General features: G+C 71.6%; 23 protein-coding genes. 11 read left to right on the forward strand and 12 right to left on the reverse strand.

Annotation, left to right across the window (positions count from 1 at the left end; translation table 11 throughout):
* Positions 1–33: 33 nt before the first annotated feature.
* Positions 34–1,305: a tyrosine--tRNA ligase gene (gene tyrS, locus ACZ4VW_RS04225; RefSeq protein WP_467958242.1), complete on the forward strand. Its 1,272-nt coding sequence runs from the start codon at positions 34–36 to the stop codon at positions 1,303–1,305.
* Between the two features lie 120 nt (positions 1,306–1,425).
* Here tyrS and ACZ4VW_RS04230 read toward each other — a convergent pair whose 3' ends face one another.
* Complete coding sequence (locus tag ACZ4VW_RS04230; protein ID WP_467958244.1) at positions 1,426–1,701, reverse strand: GlsB/YeaQ/YmgE family stress response membrane protein; 276 nt, start codon at positions 1,699–1,701, stop codon at positions 1,426–1,428.
* A gap of 184 nt (positions 1,702–1,885) precedes the next feature.
* Here ACZ4VW_RS04230 and ACZ4VW_RS04235 point away from each other — a divergent pair, with 184 nt between their 5' ends.
* Both ACZ4VW_RS04235 and ACZ4VW_RS04240 read left to right on the forward strand, forming a co-directional pair.
* Positions 1,886–2,278, forward strand: coding sequence for a DUF3099 domain-containing protein (locus ACZ4VW_RS04235; RefSeq protein ID WP_467958246.1), 393 nt, complete (start codon positions 1,886–1,888; stop codon positions 2,276–2,278).
* Positions 2,279–2,459: 181 nt separating this feature from the next.
* Complete coding sequence (locus ACZ4VW_RS04240; protein ID WP_467958248.1) at positions 2,460–2,702, forward strand: hypothetical protein; 243 nt, start codon at positions 2,460–2,462, stop codon at positions 2,700–2,702.
* Here ACZ4VW_RS04240 and moaA read toward each other — a convergent pair.
* From moaA to ACZ4VW_RS04255, 3 genes are all read right to left on the reverse strand, one after another.
* The gene (gene moaA, locus ACZ4VW_RS04245; protein WP_467958250.1) at positions 2,685–3,683 is read right to left on the reverse strand and encodes a GTP 3',8-cyclase MoaA; all 999 of its coding nucleotides are present in this window, start codon (positions 3,681–3,683) and stop codon (positions 2,685–2,687) included. The two genes, ACZ4VW_RS04240 and moaA, sit on opposite strands and share 18 nt — an antisense overlap.
* Before the next feature lie 163 nt (positions 3,684–3,846).
* Positions 3,847–5,475: a solute symporter family protein gene (locus ACZ4VW_RS04250; protein ID WP_467958252.1), complete on the reverse strand. Its 1,629-nt coding sequence runs from the start codon at positions 5,473–5,475 to the stop codon at positions 3,847–3,849.
* On the reverse strand, positions 5,472–5,858 hold the full coding sequence (locus tag ACZ4VW_RS04255; RefSeq protein WP_467958254.1) for a DUF485 domain-containing protein: 387 nt from the start codon (positions 5,856–5,858) through the stop codon (positions 5,472–5,474). The genes ACZ4VW_RS04250 and ACZ4VW_RS04255 overlap by 4 nt, the downstream gene beginning before the upstream one ends.
* Positions 5,859–6,164: 306 nt before the next feature.
* Between ACZ4VW_RS04255 and ACZ4VW_RS04260 the strand changes: the two genes are divergently transcribed.
* Both ACZ4VW_RS04260 and ACZ4VW_RS04265 read left to right on the forward strand, forming a co-directional pair.
* Positions 6,165–7,703 carry a S8 family peptidase gene (locus ACZ4VW_RS04260; protein ID WP_467958256.1) on the forward strand — a complete coding sequence of 513 codons (1,539 nt, stop codon included), beginning with the start codon at positions 6,165–6,167 and terminating at the stop codon, positions 7,701–7,703.
* A gap of 79 nt (positions 7,704–7,782) precedes the next feature.
* Entirely contained in the window at positions 7,783–9,084 is a 1,302-nt protein-coding gene (locus tag ACZ4VW_RS04265; protein WP_467958258.1) for a CoA transferase, read from the forward strand.
* A 206-nt stretch (positions 9,085–9,290) separates the two neighbouring features.
* On the opposite strand, the gene ACZ4VW_RS04270 is transcribed toward ACZ4VW_RS04265, so the two are convergent.
* The 8 genes from ACZ4VW_RS04270 to ACZ4VW_RS04305 all read right to left on the reverse strand — a co-directional run bounded on the left by ACZ4VW_RS04270 (position 9,291) and on the right by ACZ4VW_RS04305 (position 16,966).
* Positions 9,291–10,334 (reverse strand): zinc-dependent alcohol dehydrogenase family protein, encoded by a 1,044-nt coding sequence (locus ACZ4VW_RS04270; protein WP_467958260.1) that lies wholly within the window; start codon positions 10,332–10,334, stop codon positions 9,291–9,293.
* Between the two features lie 18 nt (positions 10,335–10,352).
* On the reverse strand, positions 10,353–10,985 hold the full coding sequence (locus tag ACZ4VW_RS04275; RefSeq protein ID WP_467958262.1) for a lysoplasmalogenase: 633 nt from the start codon (positions 10,983–10,985) through the stop codon (positions 10,353–10,355).
* Positions 10,982–11,872, reverse strand: coding sequence for a sterol desaturase family protein (locus ACZ4VW_RS04280; RefSeq protein ID WP_467958264.1), 891 nt, complete (start codon positions 11,870–11,872; stop codon positions 10,982–10,984). The genes ACZ4VW_RS04275 and ACZ4VW_RS04280 overlap by 4 nt, the downstream gene beginning before the upstream one ends.
* Positions 11,873–12,016: 144 nt before the next feature.
* Complete coding sequence (locus ACZ4VW_RS04285) at positions 12,017–12,730, reverse strand: VIT1/CCC1 transporter family protein (RefSeq protein WP_467958266.1); 714 nt, start codon at positions 12,728–12,730, stop codon at positions 12,017–12,019.
* Positions 12,731–12,754: 24 nt separating this feature from the next.
* Positions 12,755–13,981, reverse strand: a complete 1,227-nt coding sequence (locus ACZ4VW_RS04290) for an amidohydrolase family protein (RefSeq protein WP_467958268.1) — start codon at positions 13,979–13,981, stop codon at positions 12,755–12,757.
* Positions 13,978–15,261, reverse strand: coding sequence for an amidohydrolase family protein (locus ACZ4VW_RS04295; protein WP_467958270.1), 1,284 nt, complete (start codon positions 15,259–15,261; stop codon positions 13,978–13,980). The genes ACZ4VW_RS04290 and ACZ4VW_RS04295 overlap by 4 nt, the downstream gene beginning before the upstream one ends.
* A gap of 11 nt (positions 15,262–15,272) precedes the next feature.
* Positions 15,273–16,157, reverse strand: a complete 885-nt coding sequence (locus ACZ4VW_RS04300; protein ID WP_467958272.1) for an SDR family NAD(P)-dependent oxidoreductase — start codon at positions 16,155–16,157, stop codon at positions 15,273–15,275.
* Positions 16,157–16,966: an acetoacetate decarboxylase family protein gene (locus ACZ4VW_RS04305; RefSeq protein WP_467958274.1), complete on the reverse strand. Its 810-nt coding sequence runs from the start codon at positions 16,964–16,966 to the stop codon at positions 16,157–16,159. Before ACZ4VW_RS04305 ends, ACZ4VW_RS04300 begins: the two co-directional genes overlap by 1 nt.
* Before the next feature lie 96 nt (positions 16,967–17,062).
* On the opposite strand from ACZ4VW_RS04305, the gene ACZ4VW_RS04310 reads away from it, so the two are divergent.
* The 6 genes from ACZ4VW_RS04310 to ACZ4VW_RS04335 all read left to right on the forward strand — a co-directional run bounded on the left by ACZ4VW_RS04310 (position 17,063) and on the right by ACZ4VW_RS04335 (position 24,579).
* Entirely contained in the window at positions 17,063–17,710 is a 648-nt protein-coding gene (locus tag ACZ4VW_RS04310; RefSeq protein WP_467958276.1) for a TetR/AcrR family transcriptional regulator, read from the forward strand.
* Positions 17,711–17,864: 154 nt separating this feature from the next.
* On the forward strand, positions 17,865–20,465 hold the full coding sequence (locus ACZ4VW_RS04315; RefSeq protein ID WP_467958278.1) for an MXAN_6230/SCO0854 family RING domain-containing protein: 2,601 nt from the start codon (positions 17,865–17,867) through the stop codon (positions 20,463–20,465).
* Positions 20,466–20,608: 143 nt separating this feature from the next.
* Positions 20,609–21,583 (forward strand): DEDDh family exonuclease, encoded by a 975-nt coding sequence (locus tag ACZ4VW_RS04320; RefSeq protein WP_467958280.1) that lies wholly within the window; start codon positions 20,609–20,611, stop codon positions 21,581–21,583.
* A gap of 54 nt (positions 21,584–21,637) precedes the next feature.
* Positions 21,638–21,871: a hypothetical protein gene (locus tag ACZ4VW_RS04325; protein ID WP_355111499.1), complete on the forward strand. Its 234-nt coding sequence runs from the start codon at positions 21,638–21,640 to the stop codon at positions 21,869–21,871.
* Between the two features lie 70 nt (positions 21,872–21,941).
* On the forward strand, positions 21,942–22,760 hold the full coding sequence (locus ACZ4VW_RS04330) for an SURF1 family cytochrome oxidase biogenesis protein (protein ID WP_467958282.1): 819 nt from the start codon (positions 21,942–21,944) through the stop codon (positions 22,758–22,760).
* A gap of 34 nt (positions 22,761–22,794) precedes the next feature.
* Positions 22,795–24,579, forward strand: coding sequence for a glycoside hydrolase family 15 protein (locus ACZ4VW_RS04335; RefSeq protein ID WP_467958285.1), 1,785 nt, complete (start codon positions 22,795–22,797; stop codon positions 24,577–24,579).
* Positions 24,580–24,582 lie beyond the last annotated feature (3 nt).

Consider the following 24,582-nt stretch of genomic DNA (forward strand, 5'->3'; position numbering starts at 1 on the left):
CGTGACGACCATCAACCAAGGAGACCGAGAATCGTGACGGACATCGTCGACGAGCTCAAGTGGCGCGGGCTGTTCGCCCAGTCCACCGACGAGGACGCACTGCGCAAGGCTCTCGCGGACGGTCCCGTCACGTTCTATTGCGGTTTCGACCCGACCGCGGCCAGTCTCCACGTCGGTCACCTGGTCCAGGTGCTCACGGTCCGCCGGCTCCAGCAGGCCGGTCACCGGCCGCTGGCGCTGGTCGGTGGGGCCACCGGTCAGATCGGTGACCCCCGGCCGACCGCCGAGCGCACCCTGAACGATCCCGAGACGGTCGCGAACTGGGTGAACCGGCTGCGGACGCAGATCGAGCCGTTCCTCTCCTTCGAGGGGGAGAACGCGGCGATCATGGTGAACAACCTGGACTGGACCGCCGGCATGTCGGCGATCGAGTTCCTGCGGGACATCGGCAAGCACTTCCGGGTCAACAAGATGCTGACCAAGGACTCCGTCGCCCGGCGCCTGGAGTCCGAGCAGGGCATCAGCTACACCGAGTTCAGCTACCAGCTGCTCCAGGGCATGGACTTCCTGGAGCTGTACCGCCGCTACGGCTGCACGCTGCAGCAGGGCGGGTCCGACCAGTGGGGCAACCTGGTGGCGGGCCTCGACCTGATCCACAAGCTGGAGCCCGGGGCGGAGGTGCACGCGCTGGCGACCCCGCTGATGGTGAAGGCGGACGGCACCAAGTTCGGCAAGACCGAGAGCGGGGCCGTGTGGCTCGACCCGGAGATGACCACGCCGTACGCGTTCTACCAGTTCTGGCTGAACGTGGACGACCGGGACGTCTCCACGTACATGCGGATCCTGTCCTTCAAGTCCCGTGAGGAGCTCGAGGAGCTGGAGCGGCAGACCGCCGAGCGGCCTCAGGCCCGGGCCGCACAGCGGGCGCTCGCGGAGGAGCTGACGACGCTGGTGCACGGCGCCGAGCAGTGCGCGGCCGTCATCAACGCCTCGAAGGCGCTGTTCGGGCAGGGCGACCTGACCGAGCTGGACGCGCCGACGCTGGCCGCCGCGCTGTCCGAGCTGCCGCACGCACGCGTGGCGGAGCTCGGGCAGGTCGTGGACCTGTTCACCGAGGTCGGTCTGGCGCCGAGCAAGTCGGCGGCGCGCCGGACGGTGAAGGAGGGCGGGGCGTACGTGAACAACGTGAAGGTCACCGCCGAGGACGCCGAGGTGTCGGCGGACGAGCTGCTGCACGGCCGCTGGCTGGTGCTGCGCCGGGGCAAGAAGAACCTGGCGGCGATCGAGGTCGCTTCGGCGGGCTGACGCAGAGCTCGTGGCACCGTCGCCCGGAGTTCGAGACGACGGAGGCCGGTACGCGCTCGACGCGCGTACCGGCCTTCGCCGTGTCCGAGCGCCCTGCGGGCCGTCATGCCCGTCGCCCGGTCACGCCCTGCTTCTGTTGCCCCTGATCGAGGCCCACAGCATGTCGCCCACACCGACCACGGCGACCGCTCCGATGAGTTGGAGCAGGTGGCGGGTCCAGTCGATCCCCTTGGTGTCGTCGACCCCGATCCAGCTCGCGACGGAATTGCCGAGAACGCTGCCGATGATGCCGAACACGGTCGTCAGCCACAGCGGGATCTGCTGCTTTCCCGGAATGATCGCCTTCGCGATCAGACCGAGCACCAAGCCCACGATGATTGCCCACAACCAACTCATGGTCGCCTCGCCTCCTCATGCGGCGCAATCTGCGCATGTGGGCCCAGTCTCGGCCTCCTGGCCATACGGCGCATGTCGGGTGGAGCCATACGGGACCCGGCCTTCGCGGCCTCGATCGTCGGGCGTACCGTGGAGAGAGGTCCGGACCGGGGAGCGTCCGGCGTGACGGTGGCGGTGGAATGCGATGCGGAAGCGCGGCGGAACAGAGGTCTTCCGAATCACCGGAGCTCGTCAGGGCCTGGCCGACGATGTCCGTGGCCGGGAGCGACGCTATGTGATCTCGATGTCGGTGCGGACGCTGTCCGTCATCGCCGCGATCGTGCTGTGGGGCGTCGAGCGGCATGTCGCCATCGCGGCTCTCGTCCTCGGCGCCCTGCTGCCCTACGTCGCGGTGGTCATCGCGAACGCGGGCCGGGAGAAGCCGCCGTCCCTTCCCTCCACGTTCGTGCCGACGCCGTACCGGCCGGAGCTCCCCGTCGGGCACGCCTCCGCGGACGGGTCGGGGGACGATGCGCCCGACGCTTCGGCCGACGATGCGGCGCAGGGGCGTACGGACCGTTCGTTCGGTCAGAGTTGATCAGTACAGCGATTCAAAAGCTCAAGAAAAGCTCAGATCAATCATGAAGTTCCGGTGCACCACACCCCGGTCCCCATGACATACTTCCTACGCGCTCCGCATCCCCCGTCGGAGCGACGGACCGATGCCGGGCAGCTCCCCCCGTGGCTGCTCGGCATCGCCATTGCTGGACAATGATCGTGTGAGTGACGAAACCCCGATCTGTTCCGCCAAGGGCTGCCGCGTCGACGCGGTATGGGTGCTGGCCTGGAACAATCCCAAGCTGCACACGCCCGAGCGCCGCAAGACCTGGCTCGCCTGCGAGGACCACCGCGAGCACCTCTCCCAGTTCCTGGGCGTGCGGGGCTTCCTCAAGGACGTCGTGCCGCTGACGGAGTGGGAACCGCCGGCCGGGGGCCCGGGCGAATCAGCCGCCGATCGCTGACATCGGGCGCTCCGGCTGGAGGAAGCTCGGGTCGTCCAGGCCCGAACCGGCCTTCTTGCCCCACATCGCCAGCTTCCAGATGCGCGCGATCTCGGCGTCCGATCCGTCCTCGCCCTCGGAACGCAGAGCCGCCCGCAGGTCGGTCTCCTCGGTGGCGAACAGGCAGGTGCGCACCTGACCGTCGGCGGTGAGCCGGGTCCGGTCGCAGGCCCGGCAGAACGGGCGGGTGACGGAGGCGATGACGCCGACCGTGTGCGGCCCGCCGTCCACGACCCAGCGCTCGGCGGGGGCCGAGCCCCGCTCGTCCGCGCCTTCGGGGGTCAGGGTGAAGCGGGTGCGCAGGGACTGCAGGATGTCCCCCGCGGTGATCATGCCGTCGCGCTTCCAGCCGTGCTGGGCGTCGAGCGGCATCTGCTCGATGAAGCGCAGCTCGTACTCGTTCTCCATCGCCCAGGCCAGCAGGTCGGGGGCCTCGTCGTCGTTGAGGCCGGGCATCAGGACGGCGTTGACCTTGACCGGGGTGAGACCGGCGTCGCGGGCGGCGGCCATGCCGTCGAGCACGTCGTGGTGGCGGTCGCGGCGCGTGAGGGTCTTGAAGACCTCGGGCCGCAGGGTGTCGAGGGAGACGTTGACCCGGTCCAGGCCCGCGGCCTTCAGGGCGGCGGCCGTGCGCTTGAGCCCGATGCCGTTCGTCGTCAGGGACATCTTGGGGCGGGGCTCCAGGGCCGCGCACCGCTCGACGATGCCGACGAGGCCGGGGCGGAGCAGGGGTTCGCCGCCGGTGAAGCGGACCTCGGTGACGCCGAGATCGGTGACCGCGATCCGTATCAGCCGGACGATCTCGTCGTCGGTCAGCAGGTCGGGCTTGGCCAGCCACTGCAGGCCCTCTTCCGGCATACAGTACGTACACCGCAGATTGCACCTGTCGGTGAGCGAGACACGCAGGTCAGTGGCCACACGGCCGTAGGTGTCGATGAGCACTGTGGGCCCCCTCCCCATCTTTCGGCGATGTATGTCGGCGATATACAGCGAGCCTACGCGAGAGGACCGACAAGCAGCAGGGGCCGATTGGAACGAGGTGCGGAGCGGCCGCGTCGTAGGACTCTACGACGCGGCCGCTCCGTGGTCGCGTACCGTGTGCGGATCAGTGCGCTCCGACACCGGTGAGCGACTTGACCTCCAGTTCCGCGTACTTGCCCTTGTCCGGCTCCTCCTTCGAGAGGAGGGAGCCGAGCCAGCCGAGCAGGAAGCCCAGCGGGATCGAGACGAGGCCCGGGTTCTCGAGCGGGAACCAGTAGAAGTCCACGGTCTTGAACATCGAGGTGGGCTTGCCGGAGACGACCGGCGAGAACAGCACCAGGACGACCGAGGAGATCAGGCCGCCGTAGATCGACCAGAGCGCGCCCTGGGTCGTGAACCGCTTCCAGAAGAGGCTGTAGAGGATCGTCGGCAGGTTGGCGGAGGCCGCCACCGCGAAGGCGAGGGCGACCAGGCCGGCGACGTTGAGGTCGCGGGCGAGCGCGCCGAGCGCGATCGAGACGACACCGATGAGCACGGTCGCCCAGCGGGCGGCGCGGACCTCCTCCTTCTCGGTGGCCTTTCCGCGCCGGATGACGTTGGCGTAGATGTCGTGCGCGAAGGAGGAGGACGAGGCCAGGGTCAGGCCGGCGACGACGGCGAGGATGGTGGCGAAGGCGACGGCGGAGATCACGGCGAGCAGGATCGCGCCGCCGGTGGAACCGGCGCCGCCGCCGATCTCCAGGGCGGCCAGCGGGGCGGCCGTGTTGCCCGCCTTGTTCGAGGCGATGATGTCGCTGTTCTTCAGCAGGGCAGCGGCACCGAAGCCGAGGACGATCGTCATCAGGTAGAAGGCGCCGATGATGCCGATGGCCCAGTTGACCGACTTACGGGCGGCCTGGGCGGTCGGCACCGTGTAGAAGCGGATCAGGATGTGCGGCAGGCCGGCCGTGCCCAGCACGAGCGCGATGCCGAGCGAGATGAAGTCCAGCTTCGAGATGCCGCTGACGCCGTACTTCAGCCCCGGCTCCAGGAAGGCCGATCCCTTGCCGCTGTTGGTGGCGGCCGCCCCCAGCAGGTCGGAGAGGTTGAAGTCGAACTTCAGCAGGATGAGGAAGGTGATCAGGAGTGTGCCGGCGATGAGCAGGACGGCCTTGACCATCTGCACCCAGGTGGTGCCCTTCATGCCGCCGATGGTGACGTACACGATCATCAGCACGCCGACCAGGGCGACGATGGCGACCTTGCCGCCGTCGCTGGTGATGCCGAGGAGCAGCGAGACGAGGACGCCGGCGCCGGCCATCTGGGCGAGCAGGTAGAAGATCGAGACGACGATGGTGGAGGTGCCGGCGGCGGTCCGGACGGGGCGCTGGCGCATCCGGTAGGCGAGGACGTCGCCCATGGTGAACCGGCCGGAGTTGCGCAGCGGCTCGGCGACCAGGAGCAGGGCGACCAGCCAGGCGACCAGGAAGCCGATCGAGTACAGGAAGCCGTCGTAGCCGAAGAGCGCGATGGCGCCGGCGATGCCGAGGAAGGACGCCGCGGACATGTAGTCGCCGGAGATCGCGAGGCCGTTCTGGAAGCCGGTGAACTGGCGGCCGCCCGCGTAGAAGTCGGCGGCGCTCTTGGTCTGGCGGCCGGCCCAGACCGTGATGAAGAGCGTGGCGACGACGAAGGCGCCGAAGAGCGCGATGATCAGCGGCCGGTGCTCGCTGGTGGCGTTGCCCGCCGCGAGGAGAAGAGGGGTGCTGCTCACGCGTCGGCCTCCGTGCGCTCCATACGGGACTTGATGGCCCCGGCCTTCGGGTCGAGGCGGTTCGCCGCGTGCCGCGAGTAGAGCCAGGCGATGAGGAAGGTGGTGGCGAACTGGCCGAGGCCGAGGACGAGCGCCACGTTGATGTTGCCGAAGAGCTTGGTCCCCATGAAGCCGCCCGCGTAGTTGGAGAGCAGCACGTACAGCAGGTACCAGGCGATGAAGGCGATCGTCAGGGGGAAGGCGAAGGAGCGGTACGTGCGGCGCAGCTCGCCGAATTCCGCACTCTCCTGCACCTCGAGGAAGGCCTCGGTCGTGGGCTGGACAGGGCCGTTGGGATCGGCGTCCGTGCCGCCTCGGGGCGGCGGTGGTGCTTCGGTGGCCACGGATTCTCCTCGGGACGCGGGTGCGGTGGGCATGGACAAAGGGGCCTCGCTGGGGGGTGGGGGACGGCGCTCCGCTGCGGAGCTCCTCCCCTGCACAACGGCACGGAGCGCGGGACGACGCGGTTCACCGCGGATTTTTTCCGCCCGGAAGCCTCACCGACCGGCCCTGGATCTTCCTCCGGATCTGTATCAACTCGTCTCAACTCATTGAAGCCGCGGGAAGATCAGCGATAACTTCACTCGTCATGCACCTGCCCGCCCGCAAATCCGCGCGCGGGCAGTACATACGGATGATGTGGAGAACCCATGGCTCATCTGGGATCGAGACGCGGCCGAGTACTCGCTCTGCCTGCCGGTCTCGCGCTCACGGCCTCGCTCGGCTTCCTTCCGACCGGCGTATCCGCCGCGGAGCTGAACGACGCCCCGGCGACGACCGCCGTCTCGACGGACGGTCCCAAGCTGTCGTACGTCGTGAACATCGAGGGGGGTCGCTGGACGGCCGACTCGGTGAAGAAGGCGATAGCCGCGGCCGGTGGCACGGTGGTCATCTCCTACGACCGGATCGGCGTCATCGTCGTCCACTCGCAGAACCCCGAGTTCGCGAAGACGATCCGCCAGGCCCGTGGCGTGGTGTCCGCCGGTTCGACGCGCACCGCGCCGCTCTCCGTCCAGACCGACACCTCGGTCGGCGAAGGCGGCCAGGCGCTGACCGCGGCCGAGGCGACGGCAGCCGCGGCCGGTGCGACGGACGCGCAGGACCCGCTCGAGCCGCTGCAGTGGGACCTGCCCGCCATCAAGGCGGACAAGGCCCACCAGAAGACGCTCGGCAGCAGCAAGGTGACGGTCGGTGTCATCGACACGGGTGTCGACGACACCCACCCCGACCTGGCGCCGAACTTCGACGCCGCCGCCTCCGCCAACTGCGTGACCGGTGCCCCGGACACGACGCCGGGCTCGTGGCGTCCGAACCCGGGCGAGAGCGACCACGGCACGCACGTGGCGGGCACGATCGCCGCCGCCAAGAACGGTGTCGGCGTCACCGGCGTCGCGCCGGGCGTGAAGGTCTCGGGCATCAAGGTGTCCACGCCTGACGGCTTCTTCTACACCGAGGCCGTCGTCTGCGGCTTCATGTGGGCGGCCGAGCGCGGTATCGAGATCACCAACAACAGCTACTACACGGACCCGTGGCTGTTCGCGTGCAAGAACGACGCCGACCAGAAGGCGCTGATCGAGGCCGTCACCCGTGCGACCCGCTACGCGGAGCGCAAGGGCACGGTCAACGTCGCGGCGGCCGGCAACTCCAAGATGGACCTGGCGGCGGACGAGCTCACGGACGTCACCAGCCCGAACGACACCACGCCGGTGACCCGCGTCATCGACCCGCAGGAGTGCCTCGACTACCCGGCCATGCTGCCGGGCGTGGTCACGGTCTCCGCGACGGGTGCCAAGGACCTGAAGTCCTCGTACTCGAACTACGGTGACGGCGTCATCGACATCGCGGCGCCCGGTGGCGACCGTACCGAGTACCAGACCCCGGACGCGCCGGCGGTCAACGGCCGCATCCTGTCGACCACGGTCAACGGCGGCTACAACTACAAGGCCGGTACGTCGATGGCCGCGCCGCACGCCGCCGGTGTGCTCGCGCTGCTGAAGTCGACGCACCCGCACGCGAGCCCGGCCGCGCTCAAGGCCCTGCTCTACGCGCAGGCCGACGACCGCGCCTGCACGAACCCGTACGACATCGACGGCAACGGCACCGTCGACGCCGTCTGCGAGGGCGGTGTGAACAAGAACGGCTTCTACGGAGCCGGCATGGTCGACGCGCTCGACGCCGTGCGCCGCTGACCGGCACGCACGAGGGAGGGGCCCCGGTGTGGTTCACCACACCGGGGCCCCTTCGTGGCACTGAGTGCCATCATGAGCCATGGTCACCACGGTGCGTACGGGTACGGAGTTGTTGTGGTCGGCTCTCGGCGGCGATCCCGCCCTGGTCGACCGGGTGTCGTACGGCGGGCCCTCCGGGCTGCTGGCGGCGCGGCTGCCGGTGATGGACCTGGCCCGGGCGACGGTCGCGGTCGCGGGCCTGGCGGCGGTGGAGCGGGCGGGCCTGCGGGGTCCGGTCCGGGTCGACGACGGGGCGGTCGCCACGGCGTTCGTGAGCGAGCGTCACCTTCGGGTGGACGGGCGGGCCCCGGTGAACTTCGCGCCGCTGTCCGGCTTCTTCCGCGCCGCCGACGGCTGGATCCGCACCCACGCCAACTATCCGCACCACCGGACGGCGCTGCTGCGCGCGCTGGAGGTACGGGAGGCGTCGCCGGAGGCCGTCGGCGCGGCGATCGGGCAGCGTGGCGCGCAGGAGCTGGAGGCGGCCGTGTACGCGGCCGGGGGCCTCGCCGTCGCCCTGCGCACCCCGCGGGAGTGGGCGGCGTCCGAGCAGGGCCGGGAGGTGGCGAGGCGCCCGCTGCTGACGCGTGAGCGGCTGGACGACGCGGCGCCGAGGCGGCGTTCGGGACCCCTGCGGGTGCTGGACCTCACCCGGGTCATCGCCGGTCCCGTCGCGACGAGGACGCTGGCCCTGCTCGGGGCCGACGTCCTGCGGATCGACCCGCCGGGGAACCCCGAACTGCCCGACCAGCACGCGGACACGGACATCGGCAAGCGGACGGCGGCTCTCGATCTCGACCGCCCTGCGGACCGCCGCACCTTCGACGAGCTGCTGGACGCGGCCGACGTCCTGGTGACCGGGTACCGCCCCGGCGCGCTGGAGCGCTTCGGTCTCCACCGGCCGGGTCTGGTGGTCGCGCGGCTCTCGGCCTGGGGCGACTACGGCCCCTGGGCCGAGCGGCGCGGCTTCGACAGTCTGGTGCAGGTGGCGACCGGTGTCGCCGTGACCGAGGGCTCCGAGGAGAAGCCGGGCGTGCTCCCGGCCCAGGCCCTGGACCACGGCTCCGGGTATCTGCTCGCGGCGGCCGTGCTGCGGTCCCTGACCGAGCAGGAGCGGGACGGCGGCACGCGTCTCGTACGTCTCGCGCTGGCGCAGACGGGGCACTGGCTGACGCACACGCTCCCCCGCTACGAGCCGGAGCGGTACCTGACCGAGACGGACGGGCCGCTGGGCCGGCTGCGGCACGCGCTCTCGCCCGTCTCGTACGAGGGCGGCCCGGCGGGCTGGTCGCGCCCGCCGGGCCGTCAGGGCGGGGACGACCCCGCGTGGCTCACGGCGTGACCCCATCGCCGGAGGGCCCAGCAGGGCGCACGGCGTGACGAGGACCCTAGGCGCAGGACGGCCTCGCATGGCCCACGGCATGACGAGGACCCTCGGCGCCGGAGGGCCCAGCAGGGCTCACGACGTGACGAGGACCTCGGCGCCGGAGGGCCCAGCAGGGCGCACGGCGTGACGAGGACCCTCGGCGCCGGACGGCCCAGCAGGGCTCACGGCGTGACGAGGACCTTCAGCGCGGTGCGCTCGTCCATGGCCTTGTAGCCGGCCGGGACGCCGTCGAGGCCGACCCTCAGGTCGAAGACCGGGGAGGGGTCGATGCGGCCTTCGAGGACGTCCGGCAGCAGCTCGGGGATGTAGGCGCGGACCGGCGCGACGCCGCCGCGCAGCGCGATGTTCCGGTCGAACATGACGGAGAGGTCGAGTCCGGTGCCGCTGCCGTGCGGGACGCCGACGTAGCCGATGGAGCCGCCGTCGCGGGCGATGGCGACGGCGGTGCGCATCGACTGCTCGGTGCCGACGGCCTCGATGACGGCATGGGCGCCCTGGCCGCCGGTGAGTTCGCGGACGGCGGCCTCGGCCGCCTCGCCGCGTTCGGCGACGACGTCGGTGGCGCCGAAGGTCCGGGCGATGTCGGTACGGGCGGTGTGGCGGCCCAGCGCGATGATCCGCTCGGCTCCGAGGCGCTTGGCGGCGAGGACGCCGCAGAGGCCGACGGCGCCGTCGCCGACGACCGCGACGGTCGAGCCCTTGCGCACTCCCGCCCCGAGGGCGGCGTGGTGGCCGGTGCCCATGACGTCGGAGAGGGCGAGAAGCGCGGTCAGCAGGTGGTCGTCGGAAGCCGCGTCGGCGGGGAGCTTGACGAGGGTGCCGTCGGCGAAGGGGACGCGGACGGCCTCGCCCTGGCCGCCGTCGGAGCCCACCGAACCCCAGAAGCCACCGCGCGGGCAGGAGGTCTGCAGGCCCTCGGCGCAGTAGTCGCAGGTGCCGTCGGACCAGACGAAGGGGGCGACGACGAGATCGCCGGCGGAGAAGCCGGAGACGTCCTTGCCGGCCGCCTCGACGACGCCGAGGAACTCGTGGCCGATCCGCTGGCCGGGCCGCCGGGCGGACTCGCCCCGGTAGGCCCACAGGTCGCTGCCGCAGACGCAGGCGCGCAGGACGCGGACGACGACGTCCGTGGAGTCCTGGATCACAGGGTCGGGCACGTCCTCCACGCGCAGGTCGAACGGGGCGTGGATGGTGGTGGCGCGCATGGCGGGCGGTCCTCGCTGTCAGTCGGTTGTACGACGTTCACCGTACTCCGCTGCGAGGGCGCCCGTGGTCAGCAGGTACTGGGCGGCGATGTAGGTCAGCATGACCCAGAAGTCGGGCGCGGGGAGCTGGGGCCAGTCGGCGACGCCGGTCGCGATGAGGGTGTCGGAGACCAGGAAGAGCGCGCCGCCCGCGCCGGCGGCGAGACCCAGAGCGCTTGATCTGTAGGCCATGGCGGTGAGCAGGAGCGAGTAGCCGGCGACGGGGATCCGCAGCTCGGCGGGGAGGTCGGGCCACAGGAGCGCGACGGTGCCGACGAGGGCGGCGCCGTACGCGATCCCGAGGGGGACGGACGTACGCCGTCGTCCGAAGAGCATCAGATAGCAGACGTGACCGGCGGCGAAGGAGCCCATGCCGACGAGGAACGCCCAGTCGGCGTCGGAGAGCAGGAAGACGTCCCCGCCCCAGCCGAAGAGGAGCGCGGCGAGCAGGAGCTTCGGGGCGCCCCGGGTGGCGGCGTACGCGGCGAGCAGGGGCATCAGCAGCGGCTTGGCGATCCGGTGCCCGAGTTCGGCGCCCGCGAGGAGGGAGACCAGGTCGACGGCGACGGCGAGCGCGAAGGCGGCGAGGAGGACTCGGGACGACCGCCTCACGCGGCCGGCTCCGCGGCGGGCTCCGCTGTGGCCGGGCCGGGGTTCTTGCCGACAACGGGGCCGGGTTGCCAGCCGGGCCCCCGGAAGACCCGCCCGGCGCGCTCGCGCCAGCTGGTGGCGGCCCGCACGTCGCGGGCGATGGCGGCGTACTCGTGGGTGGCGACGCGCAACGGGTTGTAGGTCTCGATGTTCTTGGTGAGGCCGAAGACGGGCTTGGCGGTCTCCCCCACCCAGGAACCGAACATCCGGTCCCAGACGATCAGGATGCCGCCGAAGTTGCGGTCCAGGTAGCCGCCCTGGGAGGCGTGGTGGACGCGGTGGTGGGAGGGCGTGTTGAGGACGTACTCGAAGGGGCGCGGCAGCTTGTCGATGCGCTCGGTGTGGATCCAGAACTGGTAGACGAGATTGACCGAGTAGCAGAAGGCGACGGCGGCCGGATGGACGCCGAGCGCGATCATCGGGAGGTAGAACGGCCACGAGGTGAGGCTGGTCCAGGGCTGGCGCAGCGCGGTGGTGAGGTTGAACTTGCGGCTGCTGTGGTGGACGACGTGGCAGGCCCACAGGATGCGGATGACGTGGTGGCCGCGGTGCTGCCAGTAGTAGAAGAAGTCCTGGGCGAGCAGCATCAGGGGGATCGTCCACCACAGGACGGGCACGCGAAGCGGGGTGAGCTCGTAGACCGCGGTGTAGATCGCGACGATCGGGATCTTCCAGAGGAAGTCGAAGGCGAGACTGCCGATCCCCATGCCGAGGCTGGTGGCGGCGTCCTTGGTCTCGTATCCGGCGGCGTCCTCGTCGGGATGGAGCCGGTAGCTGACCATCTCGAGGACGGTGAGCAGGACGAACGCCGGTATGGACCAGAGCACGACATCGGGCAGGTTCGGCATGCCGACGACGGTAGAGGTGGGGGTCGGGGCGCGGCTAGACGTTGTTACCAACAAGTATGCGAGACGACTTGTCAGCAGGCTTTGGCACCTTCCCACAAGCCGGATCGGCGTACGGGTGCGGAGAGGGCAGGGCAGCCGGGCGCTCTACACCCCCGCCGCGCCCAGCAGCGACCCCGCCCCGTAGGTCACCGCCATCGCCAGTGCCCCGCCCGCCATGTTGCGCACCACGGCCGGGCGGCTCGGGGCCGCGCCCAGGCGGGCGCTCCACCAGCCGGTGAGCGCGAGGGCGGCGAGGACGGACAGGACGGTGACCCAGAGACGGATGGAGAGGGGTGGGAGGACGATCGCGAGGAGCGGGAGCAGGGCGCCGACCGTGAAGGCGAGGAAGCTGGCGGCGGCCGCGTGCCAGGGGTTGGTGAGGTCGTCGGGGTCGATGCCGAGCTCCACGCGCGCGTGGGCGCGCAGCGCGTCGCGTTCGGTGAGCTGTTCCGCGGCCTCGCGGGCGACGTCCCGGGTGAGGCCGCGGGAGGACAGGATGTCCGTCAGCTCGTCGAGTTCGGCCTCCGGCCGCTCCCGCAGTTCGCGCTTCTCCACCGCCAGGGCCGCCTTCTCCGAGTCGCGCTGGGTGGAGACCGAGACGTACTCCCCCGCCGCCATCGACATCGAGCCGGCGAGCAGGCCGGCCAGGCCGGCGGTCAGGAGCGCGGACCGGGACTCGGTCGCACCGGCGACGCCCACGACGAGGCCCGCGGTGGAGACGACCCCGTCGTTGGCTCCGAGCACCGCGGCCCGGAGCCAGTTGAGACGGGCGCCCAGACCGGCGTCGTGGGCCGAGTCGTCGAGGGGTGCGTCAGTCACCCCGGGAGGGTCTCACCCGGTCCCTCACCAGACGCGGACCGACCCGCCCGGGGCGAAGGCGGGACTCGTGGCCTCCGGCGGGACCTCCTTCAGGGGCTCGGCGATCTCCTCGACGGTCGGGCCGTGCACGGCCGCCAGGGAGTCCAGGAACCGCAGGTCGAAGCCGTAGACACGGGCCGCGTTGCCGCCGACCATCGCCGCGACCTCCTCCCTCGGCAGCCCCGCGTAGGCGATGCGGAGACCTTCGCGGGAGTACGGGGTCGTGCCCTCGTCGTGCGGGTAGTCGCTGCCCCACATGATCTTGTCGAGGCCGATCCGGTCACGCAGCGGCACCTCGTGGGGGCGCATGAAGCTGGCGCCGACGAAGCAGTTGTCCCGCCAGACCTCGCTGGGGCCCTTGCCCATCGACTCCGCGAGGCCGGCTCCGAACTTGGACTCGGCGGTGGCGGCCCGCGAGGCCGCCGCGACCAGGCGCGCGTGGTAGTAGTCCAGCATCTCCATGACCCCGGGGATCCAGCCCGAGCCCTGCTCGGTCAGGACCAGCTTGAGGGCGGGGTGGCGGCGGAAGGCTCCGCCGAACACCAGGTGCCACAGCGCGCGGTGGGAGAACCACGTCGTCTCCACCATGAAGACCGCGCGCGCGGCCGGTTCGTCGCCGAGCGGCGGCGAGGCGGAGCCGCCGTGGTGGTTGACGGGGACGTCCAGCTCCGCGCAGACCGCCCAGATCGGGTCGTACGTACGTGAGTACAGCTCCGGGACGCCGCTGCCGGGCGGTGCGCCGGGCAGCAGGACGCCGCCGGTCAGGCCCGCCTCCTTGGTGCGGCGGATCTCCCGTACCGCCTCGTCGACGTCGTTGAGGAGGATCTGCGCCACGCCCGCCCTGCGGCCGGGCGCGTCCGCGCAGAAATCGGCCAGCCACCGGTTGTGGGCGCGCAGCCCGGCCCAGCGCTGTTCGAACTCCGCCCGGGTCGGGGCCGGTGCCATCAGTGAGGCGGAGGGGAAGAACGGCGGGATGGTGTTGGGGAAGACGACCTCCGCGACGATCCCGTCCGCCTCCAGCTCGCGCAGCCGCCGCTCGGAGTTCCAGTTGCGGTCGGCGGTGTCGGCGAGCAGGTCCTCGTACGGGTTGACGTAGCCGGCCGCCCACGCGTCGAAGTCCTCGTGGTGCTTCTTCTCCAGGTACGGCTTGTAGTCGAGCAGGTCCGCGCCGGCGTGGCAGTCCGCCGAGACGACGGTGTAGCGGTCGGTCATGGCGTCACTCCCAGGGCCGGGAAGTCGTGGTCGGTCAGCCAGTGGCGGCCGACCTCGCGGGAGCGTGCCCAGGACGCCTCCACCGCCGCCTGGTCCGGCGACTGGCCCAGCTCGGCGGGGGTCGGGCCGATGCGGCGGGCGATCGGATCCAATATTCGGATATCGAATCCGAAGACCTCCGCCGCGGCCAGGCCCAGCATCCGGCGCGTCTCCTCCACCGGGATGTCGTGGAAGGTGTTCCGCAGCCACGCGCGCGTGGCGGGCCAGGTTCCCTCCGGGTGCGGGAAGTCGGAGCCCCACAGGATGTTGTCCACGCCGATCTCGTACCGCTGGGCCAGCTCGCGCCGCTTGGTGTTGGTGGCGCAGACGAAGACCTGGCGGTCCAGGTACTCGCTCGGCGGCCGCTTCAGCTCCGCGAACGGGGAGAGCTTCTTCCCGCCGTGCGCGCCCAGGTAGAGCCGGTCCATGAACCACAGCAGGTTCGGCAGCCACCAGCAGCCGGACTCGGCGACGCCGAACTTGAGGCCCGGGTGGCGCTCGAAGACGCCGGACCAGAGCAGGAACCACAGCGGCCTGGCCGGCCACCAGGTCACCTCGCTGACGTAGATCCCGAGATGGTCGCCGTACTCCTCGCGCGGCGCGGCGCCGGAGTGGGTGACGAGCGGCATCCCGGTCTCGGCGGCGGCCGCCCAGACCGGGTCGTAGCACCGGTCGTGGTACGGCTCCTTGTCCACCCACATGGAGGGGATCATCAGCGCCCCGAGCCCGGACTCCTTGGCCCGGTGGATCTCGGCGACGACCTTCGACGGCTCGGCCGTGATCGGCAGCAGCGCCACCCCGCAGTGCCGCTCGGGATTCTGTCCGACGAACTCGGCGAGCCAGCGGTTGTGCGCCTGCGCGCCCGCCATGCCGAGCTCGGGGTCCTGGTCGCCGGAGAGCCCGAGGCCGACCCCGAACGGCGCGGCGGTCCCGCTGTCCACGGCGTCCGCGTCGGGGAAGACGACTTCGGCGGCCACTCCGTCCCCGTCGAGCTCCTTGAGCCGCTGGGCGGCGTCCCAGCCGCCTCGCAGCCCTTCCTCGTTGTCGCTGAACCACTTGTTCGCGAAGTTCTCGTTGCGCACCCCGAGCCGGGTCATGGCCTCACGGCGGGCGTCGCGCCCGGCGAGGAACTCGTCGAAGGCGCGGTGGAAGCGGGAGTCGAGATAGGGCCGGTACAGCTCGGTGGGCAGACCGGCGTGGCAGTCGGAGGAGATGATCAGATACGGGTCCTCATAGCTCATGGCGAAGCCCCTCAGTCGAGGATGAAGCTCTCCAGATAGGACGGGTCGGCGCGGTCGAGCATCGACTGCGAGCGCGCCCGGATCTGCCGGTCGCTGTGCTCGCTGGCCGGGAGCATCCAGAACCGGTCGGCGCGGATGCCGTCGACGACGTGTTCGGCGACCTCCTCCACGGGGGTGAAGGCGACCTCGTGGCCGGCTTCCTTCATGGCCGCCTCCCACTGGTCGAGGCTGCGGTAAGGGGTCCTGCGCGGCCGCTCCTTGGCGTACCGCTCGGGCCGGTTGCGGTGGGACTCCCACAGGCCGGTGCGCAGCATGTGGGGGCCGGGGAAGAGCACGGAGGCCCCCACGCGCGCGTGCTCGGCCTTCAGGTGCGCGTACAGCGACTCGGTCATCGTCACCACGGCCGCCTTGGTGACGGCGTACACGGAGGCGGTGGGCAGCGGGGCGATCCCGCCGTCGCCGGACGAGGTGTTGACGACGTGTCCGGGCTCGCCGCCGGCGAGCATGCGCGGGACGAACGCCTGGATGCCGTGGAAGACGCCCCAGACGTTGACGGCGAAGGCCCATTTCCAGTCGTTGGGCTCGTGCTCCCACATACGGCCCTCCGCGCCCGAGCCGACGCCCGCGTTGTTGCAGAGGACATGGACGGCGCCGAAGGTGTCGTACGCCGCGTCGGCGAAGGCCCGTACGGAAGCGGCCTCGCTGACGTCGACGGTACGGACGAGGATCCGCGCGCCGCCCTCCATCAGTTCCCCGGCCGCCTCGGTGAGCGCGGCCTCCTCCACGTCGCCGAGGACGACGGCGAGCCCCTCGGCGGCGAAGCGGCGCGCCATGGCGAGCCCGATGCCGCTCGCCGCGCCGGTGACGACGGCGACCTGTCCTTCGCGCAGCTCCATCAGGCACTCCCTCCCGTCGAACCGTCCGGGGGCGCGTCGAGGATCTGCAGGGGGTCGTCGTACCGCTGGTGGACGTACGGCAGAAGGCTCCGGGCGCTCACCCGTTCCACGACCCGGCCCTTCTGGTCGGTGGTCTTCTCGCCGAGGGTGATCTCGACGATCCGGCGGACGGGGAGGTCGGCGACGGGGTCGTACATGGACTCACGCAGCACGACATCGCCGGTGATCCGTTCCAGCTTCCGGACCTTTTCGTTCCGGACGCAGTGGACGAGGACGGGGTCGGCGTCGAAGCCGGTGCCGTCCACGCCCGGCAGGAACTTGAAGTAGAAGTCGGTCTTCTCTGTGGGCTCCGGCAGGGGCAGCGCGCCGGAGACCGCGCCGCGCACCTCGACGAAGGCGATGCCGTGGCGGGCGAGCGAGGCGCGGACGACGAGGCCGTCGCGTTCGACGGTGACCTCGCCGAGCTTCTTCGGTTCGCCGAAGACCTCACGGCCGCCGACGAGGGCGCGCTCCAGGGTCATCGGCATGACGAGCGGGTACCAGCCCTCCTGGTCGCCGTGGGTGGCGGCGACGGCGACCGAGCCCGCGCCGAGGGGGTAGCCGGGCAGGTCGACCTGGGAGACGGTGGCCCGTACGAGGGGCCGCTCGGTGGGTTTCAGCGGGGGCGGCAGGACGGCCGCCACCACGTCCGGATCGGTCTCCCAGACGGCCACCACTCCGGTGGACCAGATGTCGGGAAGCTTCGCGCTCTTCGTGCGGGCCGCCGTGATCTCGGCTTCGGTGCGGGCCCCGTACCGTACTCGTGCCATGCCGTACCACCCTTCGAGGGGTCGGGTCTGTAACACAGTTACACCGATGCCGGAGAAGGGTAAAGAGCCGTGCACGTAAGAGAACTGGGGGACTCGATGGCTCGCACCGCACTCACCCGCGAGGAGGTCCTGGACGCCGCGGCGGCCCTGGTGAAGCAGCACGGCCCGGCCGCCCTCACCATGCGCAAGCTCGCGGCGGAGCTCGGCACGGCGGTCACCTCGATCTACTGGCACGTCGGCAACCGCGAGTCCCTGCTCGACGCGCTGGTGGAACGAACGGTCGACGATCTGTCCGCGATCACCCCGCGCGGCCGCACGCCCGCCGCGCGGATCGTCTCGGTGGCCCGGGCGCTCCGTCGCGAGCTGCGCGAGCGCCCGCATCTGGTGGCGATGGTCCACGAACGGGGCCTGACGGAGCGGATGTTCCTGCCCGCCCAGCGCGCCCTGGCCCACGAGGTGCACGCGGCCGGCCTGCGCGGCGCGCGGGCGGCGGAGGTGGTCCGGGCGGTGCAGTTCCAGGTGGTCGGCTTCGTCCTGGTCGAACGCAACCGTGAGCGGGCGCCGGTCCAGTCCCCCGCCGAGGTGGAGCTCTGGGAGACGGGGACGGCGGATTCAGCCGACCCCGCTCTCGCACGCGCCCTGGCCACTCCGATCGACACGGAGGGCCTCTTCACCGCCTCCGTACGAGCCCTGGTGGACGGCCTGTTGGCGCCCCGGGGCGGGAGTTCCGGGCCCGCGCGTTAATTCGGTGGCACGCGCGCGTGGGGCCGTCCTAGGGTGAGCGCACGCGGGGACGGCTCCGCAAGCGTGCTTCCTTCTCCCTTTTCTACGAACTCCGTAGCGCGCTCACTCTCCGTCTCCCGCCTCACCTCTCCCCCTCCCTCCTGGAGATCCCTTTTTGTCTGTGGTGTCGTCCGTCCTGCTCCGCCGTCTCCGTACGGTCCACGTCGATCAGGCCGGGCCCCGCCCCGGCGACCCCTCCACCGCCGAGGGCCTCATCGCCCTGGAGGCCGAGCTCCTGGACCGGGGTTTCGCCCTCACCGCCGAGCTGCGGGCCGCCTTCGCCTGGCTCGGGCCCGCCGGGCTCGCGGACGCCGGTCACGCGCTCCTCCGCCGCCTGGACGCCGAACTGGGCGCGGACCGCCCGCACATGCCGCTGTTCCGGTCCTTCCCGGTCTCCGTTCCCGACGACACGCTCGCGCTGTACGTCGAGCGGGTGTGCGCGCTGCTGCTGCAGTGGCCGAACCAGCCGTGCGTCCTGTGCGGCACCGCGAGCACCGTCCATCCGGTCTCGCCCTGCGCCCACCTGGTGTGCCGGGTCTGCTGGGACGGCGCCGCGTACACGGGCTGCCCGATCTGCCACCGGCGCCTCGACCAGGCCGACCCGTTCCTGCAGCCCACGGCCGCGGCCGCCCCCTCCACCGGCGACGAGGACGCCTCCGTCGGTCCGCTGCGGCTGCTGGCACTCGGCCGGGACCTGTCCGCCGACGTGGTCAAGGCCCTGCTCACCCTGTTGGCCCGGCGCACTCCGCTGTCCCCGAGCGACCGCGACGACCTCAAGGTGCTGCTCGCCCACGCGCCCGCCACCCTCGACTGGCTGCCCGCCGACATTCCCGTACGGGAGACCAAGGCGCTGCTCCTGGGGACCCTGCTGCTCGACCGGTCCACCCGGGCGGCGGCGGAGGCCGAGCTCGACACCCGGCTCACCACCGCCACCGACGTCCTGCGGCTGCTGGCAGTCCGCTCGGGCGGGGAGGCGGACCTGCTGGAGCCGCGACGCTTCCGGTCAGTGCCCCGCCCCTTGCGCCGCCGGCTGCTCGCCGTGCTGGACGGGCTCGACGCCACGTCGCTGGTCGAGGATCTGCTGCGCCACCCCGGGTTGTGGAAGAAGGCGGCCGAGGTCCTTCATCCGTACGAGCGGCATGCCCGGCACCCCCGGGCGGCGATGGCCTTCGCGGTGCTGCGCGGCACCTGCCTCGACACCGGGGACGACCCGCTCGGCGCGGCCCTGCTGCGCACCGCCGCCGAGCACCCCCGCGCCGTCCGGGTCGACGGCCTCCGCCTCAAGCCGCACACCTGGTCGGGCCGCGTCGAGACCGCCCTCGCCGCGGGGGATCCGGACGCCGCGCTCGCGCTTCTCGCCCAGCGGCCCGGCGAACTCGTGCGGCGCCTCGACCATCTGCTGCGGCTGTACGGCGCCGACACGCTGCACGCGCGCGTGGCCGAGACGCTGCGCCGCGCCCTGCCCGGAGCGGGTCCCGGCCCCCTGCTCTCGGCGCTGGGACGGCTGAGGATCCGCCACCTCCCGGGTGACCGGCGGGTGTTCTTCCCGCGCGGCCGGGTGACGCACGCGTACACGACGGACGACCGTCGCCCGCCCCTGCCGGCCGGACTCACCGAGGAGGTCTGCGCCCTCCTGGAGAGCGAGATGCTGCGCCGGCTCGGCGCCGCGCCCCGCTTCGACGTCGCCGTCCTGGACGGCGCGCTCTCCGGCCTCGCCGTGCCCTCCGCGGAGGGCGCCGCGGCCAAGGCGCTGGTGTCGGTGCCGCGCGGCTCGACGCAGCCGCTGCCCCGCGGCGAGGTGTTGCGGATGTTCCTGCACTGGACGCAGCCGACGAAGACCCGGGTCGACCTGGACCTGTCGGTCGCGCTCTTCGACGCGGACTGGTCGTACGTCGGACTGTGCGACTACACGAACCTCGTCTTCGGGCGGCGCGCCGTCGTCCACTCCGGTGATCTGACGTCCGCGCCCGCGCCGAAGGGCGCGACCGAATACGCCGACCTCGATCTGACGGCGCTCGCGGACGCCGGTGTGCGGTTCGCGATGCCGATCGTCTTCAGCTACAACAACGTGCCGTTCGAGCAGCTCCTGGACGCGTTCGCGGGTTTCATGGCCCTCCCTTCCAGGGAGGGGAGGAACGCGGAGTACGACCCGAGAACCGTGCGCCAGCGGTACGACCTCGTGGGTGACGCCCGGATCCACGTGCCGATGCTGGTCGACCTGGAACACCGCACCTTCCTCTGGACGGACCTGCATCTGCCGCCGTCCGAGGGCTTCCAGAGCGTGTACGCGCACAGCGGCGACCTGGGGAGGGTCGGCAAGGACCTGTACCAGTACTTCACCGCCGGCCGGACGACCCTCTGGGACCTGGCCGTGTGGCACGCGGCCGCGCGCTCCGACCGGGTCGCCGTGCTGCGGCGCGGGCACGAGCGCGCCGACGAGGTGTGGGAGTACGAGCGGCGGCCCGGCGAGCGGGCCACCTCCTTCGCGGACCGGGTCCGCACGTCCGGGGTACCGGAGACGCGGCGTACGGCCATGGACGGACGGGCCGTGGCGGCGCGGGCGGCGAGCGGCCGGAACGCCTTCCTCGCCCTGCTGGACGGCGACGTCGTGCCGGAGGGGGCGACGGGTACGGTCTACCGTCTGCTGCCCGGACCGGTGGACGGCTGCGGGCTCGAACAGGCGGCGGCCGGAGACCTGGTGGCCCTGTTGGGATGAGCGGGCCGGCCCGTGCGGGTGAACTCCCCCACGAGCGTGGCGTCATGGCGCGGGGAGCGGCGCGGCGCGTCGACGGGGTGACCGGATCACGTCGCCCGAGCGGACACCGGGGGCCGCGTTGTCGGCGGCGGCCCGTATTCTCAGTGACCATGCTCGACGACCGTACGACAGCAGCGACGTGGCCGGCCGCCTACCCACAGGGGTACGCGGTCGTCGACGTGGAGACCACCGGACTCGCCCGCGACGACCGGATAGTGTCCGCTGCCGTCTACCGCCTCGACGCCCAGGGCAACGTCGAGGACCACTGGTACACCCTCGTCAATCCGGAGCGGGACCCGGGGCCGGTCTGGATCCACGGACTGACGACCGACGTCCTGGAAGGCGCGCCGCTCTTCCCGGAGATCGCCGCCGAGTTCTCCTCCCGGCTCGACGGCCGGGTGCTGGTCGCGCACAACGCGATCTTCGACTGGCAGATGATCGCCCGGGAGTACGCGCGGGCCGAGCGCACGGCGCCGGTGCGGCAGCGGCTGTGCACCATCGCCCTGTCCAAGGAGCTGTCGCTTCCGCTGCCCAACCACAAGCTGGAGTCGCTTGCCGCGCACTTCGGCGTCGTCCAGCAGCGGGCGCACCACGCGCTGGACGACGCGCGCGTGCTCGCCGAGGCGTTCCGGCCGAGTCTGCACACCGCGGCGGAGCGGAACGTACGGCTGCCGCTGCTCGAGTGCCGGCCGCTGACGGAGTGGGTGTCCACCCCGCCCGCCCCGCGGATCGGCTACCAGGCGTCGTACCACGGGAACAGCTGGCGCCCTTCGCGGAAGCGGCCGCCGTGCCCGCATCCCAACCCCGGACGTTACGAAACAGACAAACCGCTCAAGCAGGGCATGCGGGTGGCCTTTTCGGGCGACACCTCCATCGACCGCGAGCTGCTGGAGGACCGCGCGGTCGAGGCCGGGCTCCATGTGGCCACGAGCGTCTCCCGGCTGACGAGCCTGCTGGTGACGAACGACCCGGACGCGGCCACGTCCAAGACGGTCAAGGCGAAGTCCTTCGGCACCCCGATCGTCGACGAGGCGGCCTTCACCCAGCTGCTGCGGGACGTGGCCCCGGCAGACGGGTGACGCACCGGGCGTGCCGCCCACGCTTCGCCCGGCGCGCGCCGCACCCTGTGGCGCATGGCACGTTGTGAGGTCTGCGGAAACGATTACGGCATGTCCTTCGAGGTGCACGCGCAGGGCGCGGTGCACGTCTTCGACTGCTTCTCCTGCGCCATTCACCGCATGGCGCCCATCTGTGAGCACTGCAAGGTGCAGATCATCGGCCAGGGCGTCGAGGTCGAGGGCAGCTGGTACTGCGGCGGCCACTGCGCCCGCGCGGAGGGAAAGGCGGGGATCGTCGACCACGTATGAGGCCCGGTCCGGCTCCCCTGACCGGAGCCCCCGTGCGTGCACCCCATGACCACAGTTGTACGGTCATGGGGTGTACCGCTTCCTGTTGTCCCGGCAATGGGTGATCCTCACCCTCGTCGCCCTCGCCCTCGTCCCGACGATGGTCGAGCTGGGCTTCTGGCAGTTCCACCGGCACGAGCGCCGTGTCGCGCAGAACGCCCTGATCGCGGAGAACCTGAAGGCGAAGCCGCGCCCGGTCGAGGAGCTGACCTCCCCCGGTCACACCGTTCCGCGCGCCGACTACTGGCGGCAGGCGACCGCCACCGGCACCTTCGACACCGCGCACGAGGTCGTCGTCCGGCGCCGCACCAACGCCGACGACCGCCAGGGTGTGATGGTGCTCACCCCGCTGGTCCTGAAGGACGGCCGGGTCGTCCTGGTGAACCGCGGCTGGGTCCCGGCCGCCCCCGACCAGAAGGCGTACCCCGAGGTGCCGCCCGCCCCCGAGGGCGAGATCACCATCACCGGCCGCCTCAAGGCCGACGAGACGACCGACGCCAGCGGCATCAAGGACCTGCGTGGCCTGCCGGACCGTCAGGTCATGCTGATCAACAGCGCGCAGCAGGCCGAGCTGCTCGGACGCGAGGTCCTCGGCGGCTACCTGGAGCAGACCGCGCCCGAGCCCACGGGCAAGACCCCCGAGCTGGTCCCCGAGCCGGACCACGACTCGATCGGCGCGCACATGGCGTACGCCGTGCAGTGGTGGCTCTTCACGGCCGGCGTGCCCGTCGGCTGGGTCGTCCTGGTACGCCGCGAGAAGCGCGATCGCGAAGCGGCGGCCCGCACCGGTGACGGCGCGCGGAGCCCCGGACCGGAGCCTGCCGCCGTCCAACCCACCGCGCCCCGTTGATTGACCGTCGTCGCTTTCGGGAACACGCCAGAGCGTGACGCAACGTATCGACGACTACGCCCTCATCGGTGATCTGCAGACCGCCGCGCTCGTCGGCCGCGACGGATCGATCGACTGGCTGTGCCTGCCGCGCTTCGACTCGGCCGCCTGCTTCGCCGCGCTGCTCGGCGACGAGGACAACGGTCACTGGCGGATCGCGCCCAAGGACGCCACGACATGCACCCGGCGGGGCTACGCCGGCGACTCCCTCGTCCTGGAGACGTACTGGGAGACCCGCACCGGCGTCGTGAAGGTCGTCGACTTCATGCCGCAGCGCGACAAGGCACCCGACCTGATGCGGATCGTGGAAGGCGTCAGCGGCAGCGTCGAGATGAGCTCGGTGCTGCGGCTGCGCTTCGACTACGGCTCGGTCGTGCCGTGGGTCCGGCGCACCGACGGTCATCGGGTGGCCGTGGCCGGGCCCGACTCGGTGTGGCTGCGCAGCGAGCCGCCGGTGAAGACCTGGGGCCAGCAGTACGCCACCTGCTCCTCGTTCACGGTCCGCGAGGGCGAGAAGGTGGCGTTCGTGCTCACCTGGCATCCGTCGCACGAGCCGCGTCCGGAGCTGATCGAGCCCTTCGGGGCGCTGGAGGACTGTCTGACGGACTGGCGCGACTGGGCCGCGCGCTGTACGTACGAGGGGCCGTACCGGGAGGCGGTGCTGCGCTCGCTGATCACGCTCAAGGCGCTCACCTACGCGCCGACGGGCGGCATCGTGGCCGCGCCCACCACCTCGCTCCCGGAGGAGCTGGGCGGCGTACGGAACTGGGACTACCGCTCCTGCTGGCTGCGCGACTCGACCCTCACGCTCGGCGCGCTGCTGTCGGCCGGCTATGTCGAGGAGGCGGTGGCGTGGCGCGACTGGCTGCTGCGCGCGGTGGCGGGCGATCCGGCCGACCTGCAGATCATGTACGGGCCGGCCGGCGAGCGGCGGCTGCCGGAGATGTCGCTGCCCTGGCTGCGCGGCTACGCGGACTCGGCGCCGGTACGGATCGGGAACGCGGCGGTGGATCAGTTCCAGCTCGATGTGTACGGCGAGGTGATGGACTCGCTCGACATGGCACGGGCGGCGGGGATCCCGGCCGAGCGCCATTCCTGGAACCTGCAGTTGAGCCTGCTGGGCTTCCTGGAGTCGACCTGGCGGGAGCCGGACGAGGGTCTGTGGGAAGTGCGCGGGCCGCGCCGCCACTTCGTGCACTCGAAGGTGATGGCCTGGGTCGCCGCCGACCGCGCGGTGCGCGCCCTCGAGACGGATCCCTCGCTGCGCGGGGAGGCGGCGCGGTGGCGGGCGCTGCGGGACGAGATCCACGCGGACGTGTGCGCCAAGGGGTACGACCCGGAGCGGAACACCTTCACCCAGGCGTACGGCTCGCGGGAGCTGGACGCGGCGACGCTGCTGATACCCCGCGTCGGGTTCCTGCCGCCGGACGATCCGCGGGTGGTGGGGACGGTCGACGCGGTACGCAAGGAGCTGACGCAGGACGGGTTCCTGCGCCGCTACAGCACCGAGGGGGTCTCGGTGGACGGTCTGCCCGGAGGGGAGGGGACGTTTCTCGTCTGTTCCTTCTGGCTCGCGGACGCGCTGCGGATGATCGGGCGGGAGGAGGAGGCGCGGGAGCTCTTCGAGCGTCTGCTCGGCCTCCGCAACGACGTGGGGCTGCTTGCGGAGGAGTACGACCCGGTGGCGCGGCGGCAGCTGGGCAACTTCCCGCAGGCGTTCAGCCATGTCGGACTGGTGGGGACCGCCGTCGCACTGCCCTGGCAGGAGACGGCAGGATAGGTC

It is taken from the genome of Streptomyces sp. NPDC029139, from assembly GCF_055564335.1.